Source organism: Herbaspirillum sp. UBA812 (assembly GCF_002296545.1).
In the GTDB taxonomy this organism is placed as follows: Bacteria; Pseudomonadota; Gammaproteobacteria; order Burkholderiales; family Burkholderiaceae_D; genus Herbaspirillum; species Herbaspirillum huttiense.
Genome location: NZ_DBIC01000196.1, coordinates 27,235 through 38,544, shown reverse-complemented (window position 1 = coordinate 38,544; position 11,310 = coordinate 27,235). Strand labels below are relative to the sequence as shown.

The following is an 11,310-nucleotide window of genomic DNA, read 5'->3' as shown; positions in this document are numbered from 1 at the left end:
GTGGATGTAGGCCGCCTTGGCCGCCGCCACGATCTGCTCGCGCGTGGCCCCCGGCTTGCCGTAGGCGATGTTGTATTCGATGGTGTCGTTGAAGAGCACCGTGTCCTGCGGCACGATGCCGATGGCCTGGCGCAGCGAGGCTTGCGTGACATTGCGCAGGTCCTGGCCATCGATGCGGATGGCGCCCTGGTCGACATCGTAGAAGCGATACAGCAGGCGCGAGAGGGTCGACTTGCCCGAGCCGCTGTGGCCGACCACGGCCGTGGTGGTGCCGGCCTGCACCTTGAAATCGACATCGAAGAGGATCTGGCGATTGCGCTCGTAGCTGAAGTCGACATGCTCGAAATGCAGCTCCGCGCCCTGCGTCTTCAAGGGCTGGGCACCGGGCCGGTCGGCCACTTCGCGGTTTTCTTCCAGCAGCGAGAACAGCCGTTCCATGTCGGCCAGGCTCTGTTTGATCTCGCGATAGAGCACGCCCAGGAAATTGAGCGGAATGTAGAGCTGGATCATGAAGGCATTGACCAGCACCATGTCGCCCAGCGTCATGCTGCCATCGATGACGCCGGCGATGGCGCGCCACAGGATGAGCGTGACGGCGATGGCGATGATGGCCGACTGCCCGGTGTTGAGCAGCGACAGCGAACTCTGCGATTTGACGGCCGCGCGTTCATAGCGCTGCAGGCCTTCGTCATAGCGGCGCGCTTCGAATTCCTCGTTGCCGAAATATTTCACCGTCTCGTAGTTGAGCAGCGAATCGATGGCGCGCGTGTTGGCATGCGAATCCAGCTCATTCATGGTGCGGCGGAAATGCGTTCGCCACTCGGTCACGGTGATGGTGAAGAGGATGTAGAGCACCAGCGCACCGGCCGTGATGAGCGAGAACCAGATGTCGTAATGCGTGCTCAGGTAGGCCAGCACCAGCACGATCTCGATGATGGTCGGCAGGATCGAGAAGAGCGTATAGGACACCAGCGTGGAGACCCCGCGCGTGCCGCGTTCGATATCGCGCGTCATGCCGCCGGTCTGGCGGTTCAGGTGGAAGCGCAGCGACAGCGCATGCAGGTGGCGGAAGACCTGCAGCGCGATGGTGCGCACGGCGCGCTGCGTCACGCGGGCAAACATGAGTTCGCGCAATTCGGTGAAGAGCGCCGTGGCCAGCCGCAGCGCGCCGTAGGCCACCAGCAGGCCGAGAGGCAGCACCAGCAGGGCTTGCGGATGGGTCGGCGTGATGGTCATGGCATCGACCAGTCTCTTCAACACCAGCGGCACGCCTACGTTGGCCAGCTTGGCCCCGACCAGGAAGGCCAGCGCCAGCATCACGCGCCACTTGTAAGTCCACAGGTAGGGCAGCAGCGTGCGGACGACTTCCCAGTCGCCACGCTGGCGTTTGATGGGGGCTTGCGATGAGGAGGCGGAATTGGGGTAGCGGCGCATGGGCGGGTCGGGTTGAAAGGGGTCGGGCACGGCAACACAGCAGGAGGGCAACATCCGATACACTAGGCCGTTGCCGCGCCTGCGGGCGCAAACCCGCAAACCCGAATTATAAGAGCCATCCCGGCGCGCCGCCGGACACCACCTGCAAAGGAGCCTTCCATGTCATCCACCGTTTCCCAACTTCCGCCGGGCAAGGCACCACAGCTGCGCGTCATGCCCATGCCGTCGGATGCCAATGTCTATGGCGACGTCTTCGGTGGCTGGATCATGGCCCAGGTCGACATCGCCGGCTCGCTGCCGGCCACGCGCCGCGCCAACGGGCGAGTGGCGACCATTGCGGTCAATTCCTTCCTGTTCAAGAATCCGGTGTTCGTGGGGGACCTGCTGTCCTTCTATGCCGATATCGTCAAGGTCGGCAATACCTCCATCACCGTCAACGTCGAAGTCTATGCCGAGCGCAATCGCCTGCAGACCGAAATCGTCAAGGTGACCGAAGCCACCCTCACCTACGTGGCCACCGATGAAAACCGCAAGCCGCGCCCGCTGCCGCCGCTGGATCCGGTGCGCGAAGCGGGCGCCAGCCCGGCGATCTGAGCGCCGCCCTTCCCCTCCTGCGGGCTTGAAAATTTTTCAGCCTGCAGGGTGCAGCGCAGACGTATCGTTATGCCTCCCTCACTGTCTTCCTCTTCCTCTTCATACTGCCCATGACATCCCCCAACCGCCCTGTCGTCCTCATCGTCGCGCGTCTGCCGCAGCACCTGCTGGACTTGCTGCAGCAGAACTTCACCTGCCACAACCTCATCCTCGATCCGCTCACCGATGAAGCTCTCGCTGCCATCGCGCTGCAGGTGCGCGGCATTGCGGCCAATGGCGAAGCCAAGGTCGGGCGCGAGTTCATGGCACGCTTCCCGGCGCTGGAGATTGTCTCGGTGTTCGGGGTCGGCTATGACGGGGTGGATGTACCGGCTGCCCGCGAGCGCGGCATCCATGTGACCCACACGCCTGACGTGCTCACCGAGGATGTAGCCGACATGGCCATTGCCCTGATGCTGGCCGTGGCGCGCAACGTGGTGCGGGCCGACCGCTTTGCCCGCAGCGGCGAATGGAAGAAGGGGCCTTTCCCCTTCACCACCAAGGTCAGCGGCGCGCGCCTGGGCATCGTCGGCCTGGGCCGCATTGGGCAAGCCATCGCGCAGCGGGCGGCGGCGTTCGACATGCAGATTGCGTATCACAACCGTTCGCGCAAGGACGTGCCCTACACCTATGCGGAAGACATCGTCTCGCTGGCACGCGAGGTCGATTTCCTGGTGATGATCACGCCGGGTGGTGCCGGGACGCGCGCGCTGGTGAATGCCGAGGTGCTGGAGGCGCTGGGCCCCAAGGGCTTCCTCATCAATGTGGCGCGTGGTTCGGTGGTGGATGAAAAAGCACTCATCGCGGCGCTGCAGGCTGGAACGATCGCCGGTGCGGGGCTGGACGTGTTCGAGAATGAGCCGAACATTCCGGCCGAACTGGCCGCGCTGGAGAACGTGGTGCTGACGCCGCACATGGCCAGCGGCACGCTGGTCACCAGGACCGCCATGGCGGAACTGGCGTTCACCAATTTGCAGGCGCATTTTTCTGGCAAGCCGGTTGTGACGCCGGTACCTGATTGAAGCTTCATACAGGGGGAAAGCCGCTACCGGAGGGGGTTCATGGACAGCGGCTTTTTGCTGATGGGTTCAGGGAAAGCGGTTCAGTCCAAGGAGTCTTGTCCTGAGTCATTCCCTACTTGGGTGATGACTTGGGGTGTGCTATCACTACTGCGTGTCTGACTCGTCCAGCCACTCTTCAATGTCGATCCCCGAGAATGGGAATGTCGGCTCGCCGAACATGCGGAGAAGCGTCAGGTGCACATTGGCCTTCACTTTCACCAGATTTTCGAGCAGGAAACTCCCGCCCAGGACGATGGCGGGCTGGAAACCATATATTTCATGCGGTTCAAGCGGACCTAGTTTGGATCGCGCACGTTCGAAGAGGGGCTGACCATCCTCGTCTTCCACATCACACTCATCTGGCTTAAGGAATGCGAATAGCGAACGAATCGAAAAATCCAAGTCTTCTTTGGATTTGGGCTTCAGTTCATTTTCGAAAGCAGAGACACTATTGAGCACGCAGTTCATCGAAAGGCTGCTGCCGGTCTTCTCACCACACACGTAAAGTTCGCCAAATGCAGACCTCGCAATGACGTGGAAGACGTCAACCCCCTCCAATTCTGTGTCTGCGAGCCAGTCATCGACGAGACCTGCATAGTCATCAGGGTTAACCGTGCAAAAGAGTCCATTGGCATATTCGCACCAGCCTTCTTGCTCCCAGTATTTCAATAGCTGATCGGGGAGTTTGTTGCGCCATTTGTTTAGGCTTTTGGCCGGTACCGGAGTGCGCTTGGTGGCCTCGCCAAATTTGCTTGAAAAATATTCGAAGTCTTCATCTCTCATCTCGTTTCCTTGGCTTTATTCCTTTTAGAAAAATAAGGTGCTACGCCTAATTTTTGACTGTCCTTTTTTTGAGTCATCCTTTCATGGCTGCATGGTTCAAGAATTGAGCAACTTTTTAATATCGATCCCCGAGAGAGGCAATTCCGGATCGGCGAATTGACGGAGAATCGTCAGGTGTACCTTGGCATTCACTTTTGCCAGATTTTCCAAAAGGATTTTTCCTCCTAGCACGATGGCGGGCTCGAAACCATATATTTCGTGTGGTTCAAGCGGACCGAGTTTTGACTTGGCGCGTTCGAAGAGCGGCTGTCCGTTCTCGTCTTTGATATCAAACCGCGCCGGATCGCTAAACGCAAAAAACGAACGGATTGAAGAATCCAAATCTTCCTTAGTTTTTTCTTTCAATTCATTTTTCAGCGCAAGAACCATGTTGACGGCACAGTGAACTGTTGCACTGCGCCCTGTCTTCTCGCCAAACAAATAGAGGTCGCCAAATGCAGACCTTGCAATCACGTGAAACGCGTCAATCTCACCCAATCCCGTGTCTGCAAGCCACTCATCAACGAGGTCTTCATAGTCATCAGGGTTAACTGTGCTGAAGAGGCCATTCGAATATTCGCACCATCCTTCTTGCGCCCAGTATTTCAATAACTTATCTGGCAGCTTACCGCGCCATTTCTCAAGGCTTGCGACGGGCACCATGGAACTCTTTGTAGCCTCGCCAAAGTTACTAATAAAATATTTAAATCCTTCGTCTCTCATCTCACTCACTTGCCACGGCAAAACCTTCAATGACATCGCAGGCAATCAAAGGCGTCGATTTTTTGACAGCCAATCCCATCGCCCATTTGCAAACGCTGTCACCGATTTGTCATTGTCATCGTCGTACAGAAATCCGCCGGGGGCCAATCCGAGTTTGAGAAAGATACTCGCACCAGCAATTGAAAGAGGTGCGTTGCCCCAATCATGCAGAACCTTAAAAGCATACGGACCTGGGACCTCGAACAATTTGAGTCCATTCAGTTGGACATCTGAAAGATTGGGAGACAGACTAATCTCCAACAACCTCTCGCCTGTTTCCGAAAAAGATAACTGTAGACCGTTCTCGCTCCAAAACTCTTTTGTTTCTCCGAAGAAGAGACTTTTCTCTACGGATAACGGCGCGCCTAAACTGTATGAACCTCGCCCTTAGTCATTCCAAACTTAAGTGGTCCGACGCCTATGTAAGACGTAATGATATGTTCTTGCATGACGGTCAAAAATTCAAAGCTGATACGCTCTCATTGCCTCAAGATCTTCATCCCAATGGCCGCGAGAAAAAGCTGAGATTGCCAGGTCGTCGTCGTCAGAATGCTCGAATCCCGTCACCGAAATACCGAGGTTCTTGAAGACAATTATTCCCACATCTTCATAAGCGACTTTGTCGAGATTCAATAACTCGACGAGGCGACTTCTTTTTGGCGGCGAGAATATCTGGATATTTTCCAATCTGGCATCAGTACAATGTCGCGAGAGGCCAATCTCAATGAGCTGGTTTTCGGATGAGTACGTTGTCGATACACTGCCTCTGTACTCCACATACTGCTTTAAGAAATTCACTGCACGGCTATGGGGCTCCCCCCAGATCTGAGCAACCTCAGCAGGTGTCATTCCGAACCGGACGTAATCAAGTCCAATATAGGGAATGACTTCTTCTATTTTCAGCGGGCCATGAAATTTTTTTCCAGGGTTGCCGTTTCGATTATGAAATCTGACTGCGTTGAACGGTTTAGGAATTCTGATCACTGGACGCATTGAGATGTAATGGATTTAAAAATTGGCTAAATCAAAAGGCTTCAAGTCACTAAGCTGGCCATCCCAGCGGCCTCGTGCGAACACGGTGACTGCCCGCTGGTAAATATCATCATCATGAAATCCCGTCAGCGTCATACCGAGATTGAGCAAAACAATAAATCCAACACTTTCGTAGGGACTACCGTCGATATTGACCAGGCTGCTGAATACATCCCGTGGTGGATGAGTGAATAGCTGGATGCCTTCATACTCCAATTCGAGTATGTTCCGGCTGAATCCCACTTCAACGAGCTCGTTAGTATTCAATCCGTAAGTGGTAAGTAGTCCATTTTCTCTTCTGTACTCGATGGTCTCTCCCAAGAAGCCTTTCTTTTTCCTCGACGCAGCGCCGATTAACTCTTCAACCATTGCATGGGTCATACCAAAGCGAAGATCTCCAGCACCTAAATACGGTTTGATGTCAAATTGGCTAATCATAGTTTTCCCGCTAGTTCAGTAATCCGTTTTTGTGGAGACATTTGAAGTATTCGAGCATTTCAAGCATGGCTTCATTGTATTTTCGCGGGTTACCGATATCTCTGGATATCCGGCGTACATCCTTTATTTCGATAGTCATGGCCTTTCTCCACTCGTCGTTTTTTAGCATGCCTTTAAGCACCTTACGATATACCTCTCCTTGAAGTCCGTTAGAGCCATTACTCGATGTATCTTTGTGATCTTCTGGATCCATCTGAATTGCAGGACCGTCATTGCGCTTCAACGGGCTGACATCATCAGCTGGCATGTGATGCGAATCCTTTCCATCCTTAGTTGGCTTCTTCGTCTTGCCATGTGCGCCCCCACGATAAGGCCCTTTGCCACTTCCCTGTCGCAAATGATCGCAAGGCCCCCTCCCCTTTTTCTTTACAGTCGTGTCCTTGCCGCCCCTGTTGCCTCCGCTGCCCGCTTGGGTCGCCTTCACAGCATTGGCTTCCTTCGCAGCTTTGGCAGTTTCCACCGCTTCTTTTGTGACCCTCGCGGCTTTGGCCGCCTCTTCAGCTTCGCGCGCTCCCTTGGCGACTCTTGCCGCACTCACGGCTCGCTTCGCTACCTTGCCTGCCGTTGTAACGACTTTGCCCCCCGGTATCATGCTCGCCGCAGCAATCCCCGCTTCAACATAGTCGCCTTCGGCGGTATAGATCGCCGCATCGATCGCCCCGGTGATGACAGACAACCCCGGAACGAAGCTGGCAACCCCCAGCACCCCATGCACCCAGGGACTGGACTTCTGCCAAAACGTTTTCTCGGCCGCAGTCTCAGCCTTGATGGCGGCATTGGCTCCGCCACCGTGCGGCTCGATGCGCGTGACGGACCTGTCCGCCTGTTCGAGGATGACTCCCTTGGTCGTCATGGCAGCGCACCCCGCATCCGGTCAGCAAGGTAGCAAGCCACCTCGCAAAGACGCACTGCATCCATCAGGGCGAGAAAAGAATGAAGCCTTCGCATCATGCTCAACTCGCCAGATTCATGTCGCACTCGTCGCCGTGGCGCACGACGAACTTCTTCTCCACACGCACGCTGGCGGAGCTCTTTGCAGGGCGCACCTTTCCCTTGTTGACACCGGATCTCATGCCACCGCCCGTTCCGGCTTCGTTGCCGCTCACGCGCGTGACCAGGCTGTCACCGAACAGAAAAACCGGATCGCCATTGAACCGGACCGATTTGGCCACCTGTACGCTATCGCTCAAGTCGGCAATGACGGGATACGGGACCGGCACCATGTTCGGTCCCATCGGCGTCTTGCAGACGTCGGGTACGAGGCTGACGGCCTTGAAGATGCCGTTCTTGCGGGCAGCTGTGGGCATGGTTTTCTCTCAAGCGGTGGTTGGCAGGGATTGGTTCGGCTGGCTTGCCGAGGGGGGGACTCAGGGTCTTGGGCAGCTTCACGCAAGGCGTCGGCCTCGGCGCGTGACAGCATCCGTGCTTCAAGCACCCGGACGTCTGGCGAGCAGGCGACCGTCGCGCGCCAGACGCAAACGACGGAGGGTTTCTTGCCGGGAGAGTTGGGGGTGGGGGCTACATCGATGATGACCGTATCGAGCTTGGCCGCCAGTTCGCCTATGCGGCCGTCTTCAAAGCGGACCAGCACAAACGGCAAATGCCCCGGCAGCGCGAAGGTCAGCAGCGCGTTGCCCGCAGCGTCCGGTGCTGTTGCGGCACCCGCAGGGCAGAGGTTGGAGAGCGTGATGGTTTCATCGCCATCCAGATGAGGAATGACTTGCTGGTCCGCAGGCGCAGCGTTCCAGTACGCAAAATCAAAATCAGCCGGCAAGCCGGGATGCCGGCCTTCCAGCCACTGCGGGTCGTAAGTGCCGGCGAAACGCAGGCGGGGCTGCCAGGAACGCCCGACAATGCCCAAACCCGCTGGCATGCACGCTTCACCAAAACGCAGCGGGGGCTGATTGAGCGCTTGAATTTGTGGCGCGGGTATCCGGGTCGTTTTTGTCGCACGGAGATACCAATCCTCTGCGAACCCGAGACCAATCGGATTGTGTTCATGCACTACATGGGCGATGGTTTTCTGCATATCGCCGTCAGGCGCAGATTCAGGCAGCGGCTTGCGCCCTGGCAGTCGGTGCTTTTTGTTCACACGCGCAGCCGCTGGCTCGGTTTCAAGAATCTTGTTCTCGCCCCCGTAGGCATATTCGTAACGCAGTGGCAGCGTCGTGATGGCTTGCGGTGTCCCCAGCTTCCATGCTGGAAGCACAAACAGCGAGAGTGCACGGAGCAAGGCTGAACGCTTGCGCCATTCGCGTGGCCCCGTGATGGTCAGCGTCTTGGAGAAAATGAGCGGGCCTTGCCTGGCCTGCTCCGTCAAGCGCGCGCACTCTTGCCGCCACTGCGCCATGCGCTCTGGCGAAGCAGCCTGAAACGGATTCAAGCCATAGGGTTGCGGCGGCAGTTCTGGCGCGACCGGTGCGCCATTGATCTTGATGGCGACTTCGAACTCGCGGGCCGCACGTCCCTGCGGCGCGTGCGCGTCGGCAACGACGATGACGTCGGTATGCGGCTTGTACGGAGCCAGGTCCGATTCCTGCCTGACGCTGGAGCGGTTCAGTTCGCCGTAATACTCGTCGGAGGTGACCAGCGGCGTTTGCTCGGGTGCGAGCAAGAGCTGGCCGTCGGGCTGCAACTCAAAGGTGAGTCGCATGACGACAACGTGAAAGCGCTGGTCATGCTGGTCGAGCGCGTCGAACGCCATCGCCGGATAAGGCGTGAGGTTGCGAAATTCCATGATCAGTGCCCGGTTAGTTGATATCGACGTCTTTGCCGGACAACTGCATCGGCCCGCTGGCCTCGATGCCGATCTCGGCACCGTTGATGGAGATCTTGCCGTCGGCCGTCATGCGCAAACTGGCCTTGCCCACCGAAATGGAAAGCTCTTCTCCCGCCGTGATCGACAGGGTCTTGCCGACCTTGGTGATCTGGTTGATGCCGACCACCGTCGCCATCACCGTGCCCACGTTGAGGTTGTAGGCCAGGCCGACGTTTTCCATGCGGCCCATGCCGACGTTCTGCAGGTAGGCCATGCCGATGGTTTCGGTCTTCATCCGCGCGACATGGGTCGACCAGTTCTTGCCGATCTGGTCCTTGCGGTTCTTGCCGATGGTCTTGGTACGGTTGCTGCCGATGCTGATGGTTTCGTTGTTGTCGACCGTCTCGGTACGGTTGTTATGGACCGTGATGGTCTCGTTGTTGTCGACGGTCTCGGTGCGGTCATGTCCGATATGCGAGATCTCGTCGTGATCGATGGTCTTGCGGCGATCATGGCCGACCCATTTGTCTTCGTCGTGCTCGACCTCGGTCAGTTGGTCGCGCTCGGCGTGCAGCCATAACTGCTCCTGGCCCTTCCTGTCTTCGAAGCGCAGCGCATTGGCATTGTCGTAGCCGCCCTTGGGCGTTGAGCGTGTCAGGATGCCGCTCTGGGTCTTGTTCGCCGGCAGCTCCCAGGCCGGCATGTTGGCGGCATTGGGCACCATGCCCGTGATGAGTGCGCGATCCGGATTGCCATCCAGGAACTGCACGATGACTTCACAACCGATGCGGGGAAGGAAGGTCGCGCCGAAGTTCGACCCCGCCCAGGCAGTGGCCACGCGCAGCCATGCCGAACTTCTTTCATCGAACTCGCCGTCGCGGTCCCAATGAAATTGGACCTTGACCCGCCCGTACTCATCCGTATGAATTTCTTCGCCCTTGGGTCCGACGACGGTGGCCGTCTGCAGTCCATAGATTTTTGGTTCGACGCTGTTGAAGCCGCGGCCGGGACGCCAGGGAATCAGCTTGCGGATACAGGTGAAGCGGTTCCCGTAGTGCGGCGCAATGCCGTTGTTGACGTGGTAGTTGTTGCTGGCACTATGGTGCGTGTCGATGATGAGGAATTCGCACTCGTCCTTGCTGCCGCCCTCGAAGTGGTCCGTGAGACGGAACCAGCGGCCCGGTACCACGTTGCGGTTGTTGCCTGCGGCCTCGAAGAACTTGCCCGCATGTTCGAATTCTTCCATGCGTTGCGTGGCGAGAAGGTCGCCGGCCTGGCGATCCTTGAATCCATAGGCACCGGCGTATTCATAGGCCTCCTTGCGCAGGACCCGGCCTTGAATGTTGCGCGTGGGGACCTCGACGGTTTTTGGCCAGGGGGATTTGAAATCGTAGGAGGTCAGGGTCACGCTCGCGGGAACGATGTGCCGCTCAGCGGACCATTCATGAATACCGTCTTCTTCTTGCACTCCGGCATGACGCTGGAATGGGATCTCTACGCCATCGATGGCCTCCGCCTGGGTGGAGTCGTCGCCCAGTACCAGCTTGTGGCCGTTGGCCGTATGCTCATAGGCATAGTGCCAGCCTGCGGCCTCCCAGCGCCTGCTCAGGTAATTGTGGTCAGACTCGTTGAACTGGCACGCCTCGGTCACGGGCAGGTCTTGACCATGATGACGGAACTCCCAGTCGGGCAAGACGCTGTAATGCTCGAAGATGCGCCGCGTCTGCTCGTACAGGCGCACGCCATGGAACAGCATGCAGTTTGTACGCAAGGAAAGGTACTTCAGCCACGGACCCAGCCTGGCTTCGTAGAATGCGACATCGCCGTCAGTCCTGACGAAGCGGAAGCTGAAGACGTAACCGGTGAAGTAGCGCAGGCTGCCGTCTTGCCGGACGAGCTCCACGCAAAGCAATTTGCCCTGGAGGTCCTTGAGTTCGAGCGTGGCGTTGTCGGCCAACAGCTCGACGATGAATTCGAAGTCGCGTGACAGGCCTTCGCTGGCGTCAAGCTTGTTGACCAGCAGCTCAGAAAGGGGAGCGTCGTTGTTCGGGAAAGTGAGCCGCAGAATGCGGGCGTGCTGATAGTCTGAAAGCAGCTGCTCCAGACCCCGGAGGGTTTTGCTCATGCAGGATTCCTGTGTTCATCAAGTTTCCCTCCCTGATGTAACACCGGCGCGCATTTTAATATTTCCCAATGGAAATGCACAACTCCTGAATGACGATGGCGGGCGACTGCATGAATATTTGCCCCAAGGTGCGATACCTCTTCAGACAAGGAGCCGGCCTGCCTCTCCCGAGAATCGGATCTGCC

11 protein-coding genes are annotated in these 11,310 nt (G+C 57.5%); 2 read left to right on the top strand and 9 right to left on the bottom strand.

The features are described 5' to 3' along the window. The coding region (locus B3873_RS13190; RefSeq protein ID WP_286866600.1) for an ABCB family ABC transporter ATP-binding protein/permease at positions 1-1,434 on the bottom strand (1,434 nt) is incomplete at its 3' end. A 159-nt stretch (positions 1,435-1,593) separates the two neighbouring features. Between B3873_RS13190 and B3873_RS13185 the strand changes: the two genes are divergently transcribed. Together B3873_RS13185 and B3873_RS13180 are read left to right on the top strand one after the other, a co-directional pair. After that, positions 1,594-2,028, top strand: coding sequence for an acyl-CoA thioesterase (locus B3873_RS13185; protein WP_008331921.1), 435 nt, complete (start codon positions 1,594-1,596; stop codon positions 2,026-2,028). Positions 2,029-2,138: 110 nt separating this feature from the next. Further along, positions 2,139-3,089 carry a 2-hydroxyacid dehydrogenase gene (locus tag B3873_RS13180; protein WP_286866599.1) on the top strand — a complete coding sequence of 317 codons (951 nt, stop codon included), beginning with the start codon at positions 2,139-2,141 and terminating at the stop codon, positions 3,087-3,089. A 144-nt stretch (positions 3,090-3,233) separates the two neighbouring features. Here the strand turns inward: B3873_RS13180 and B3873_RS13175 are convergent, their stop codons facing one another. From B3873_RS13175 to B3873_RS13140, 8 genes are all read right to left on the bottom strand, one after another. Continuing rightward, the gene (locus tag B3873_RS13175) at positions 3,234-3,911 is read right to left on the bottom strand and encodes a GAD-like domain-containing protein (protein ID WP_286866598.1); all 678 of its coding nucleotides are present in this window, start codon (positions 3,909-3,911) and stop codon (positions 3,234-3,236) included. 96 nt (positions 3,912-4,007) lie between these two features. Continuing rightward, a complete protein-coding gene (locus tag B3873_RS13170) occupies positions 4,008-4,673 on the bottom strand; it encodes a GAD-like domain-containing protein (protein WP_276841225.1) in 666 nt (221 codons plus the stop codon). Between the two features lie 501 nt (positions 4,674-5,174). Continuing rightward, on the bottom strand, positions 5,175-5,705 hold the full coding sequence (locus B3873_RS13165; RefSeq protein WP_286866597.1) for a hypothetical protein: 531 nt from the start codon (positions 5,703-5,705) through the stop codon (positions 5,175-5,177). Positions 5,706-5,720: 15 nt separating this feature from the next. Continuing rightward, on the bottom strand, positions 5,721-6,182 hold the full coding sequence (locus B3873_RS13160; protein WP_276841229.1) for a hypothetical protein: 462 nt from the start codon (positions 6,180-6,182) through the stop codon (positions 5,721-5,723). Between the two features lie 10 nt (positions 6,183-6,192). Beyond that, positions 6,193-7,095 carry a hypothetical protein gene (locus tag B3873_RS13155; RefSeq protein WP_286866594.1) on the bottom strand — a complete coding sequence of 301 codons (903 nt, stop codon included), beginning with the start codon at positions 7,093-7,095 and terminating at the stop codon, positions 6,193-6,195. Between the two features lie 100 nt (positions 7,096-7,195). After that, entirely contained in the window at positions 7,196-7,465 is a 270-nt protein-coding gene (locus B3873_RS13150) for a DUF4150 domain-containing protein (protein ID WP_286866591.1), read from the bottom strand. Continuing rightward, the gene (locus B3873_RS13145; RefSeq protein WP_286866589.1) at positions 7,429-8,979 is read right to left on the bottom strand and encodes a DUF2169 family type VI secretion system accessory protein; all 1,551 of its coding nucleotides are present in this window, start codon (positions 8,977-8,979) and stop codon (positions 7,429-7,431) included. The genes B3873_RS13150 and B3873_RS13145 overlap by 37 nt, the downstream gene beginning before the upstream one ends. Before the next feature lie 13 nt (positions 8,980-8,992). Further along, positions 8,993-11,125 carry a type VI secretion system Vgr family protein gene (locus B3873_RS13140; RefSeq protein ID WP_286866586.1) on the bottom strand — a complete coding sequence of 711 codons (2,133 nt, stop codon included), beginning with the start codon at positions 11,123-11,125 and terminating at the stop codon, positions 8,993-8,995. Positions 11,126-11,310: the final 185 nt, after the last annotated feature.

Coding starts and splice junctions, on each gene's coding strand:
- B3873_RS13175 (WP_286866598.1), bottom strand. CDS start 3,911: ATGAGAGATGAAGACTTCGAATATTTTTCAAGCAAATTTGGCGAGGCC.
- B3873_RS13145 (WP_286866589.1), bottom strand. CDS start 8,979: ATGGAATTTCGCAACCTCACGCCTTATCCGGCGATGGCGTTCGACGCG.
- B3873_RS13140 (WP_286866586.1), bottom strand. CDS start 11,125: ATGAGCAAAACCCTCCGGGGTCTGGAGCAGCTGCTTTCAGACTATCAG.
- B3873_RS13185 (WP_008331921.1), top strand. CDS start 1,594: ATGTCATCCACCGTTTCCCAACTTCCGCCGGGCAAGGCACCACAGCTG.
- B3873_RS13180 (WP_286866599.1), top strand. CDS start 2,139: ATGACATCCCCCAACCGCCCTGTCGTCCTCATCGTCGCGCGTCTGCCG.
- B3873_RS13150 (WP_286866591.1), bottom strand. CDS start 7,465: ATGGTGCCGGTCCCGTATCCCGTCATTGCCGACTTGAGCGATAGCGTA.
- B3873_RS13170 (WP_276841225.1), bottom strand. CDS start 4,673: ATGAGAGACGAAGGATTTAAATATTTTATTAGTAACTTTGGCGAGGCT.
- B3873_RS13160 (WP_276841229.1), bottom strand. CDS start 6,182: ATGATTAGCCAATTTGACATCAAACCGTATTTAGGTGCTGGAGATCTT.
- B3873_RS13155 (WP_286866594.1), bottom strand. CDS start 7,095: ATGACGACCAAGGGAGTCATCCTCGAACAGGCGGACAGGTCCGTCACG.
- B3873_RS13165 (WP_286866597.1), bottom strand. CDS start 5,705: ATGCGTCCAGTGATCAGAATTCCTAAACCGTTCAACGCAGTCAGATTT.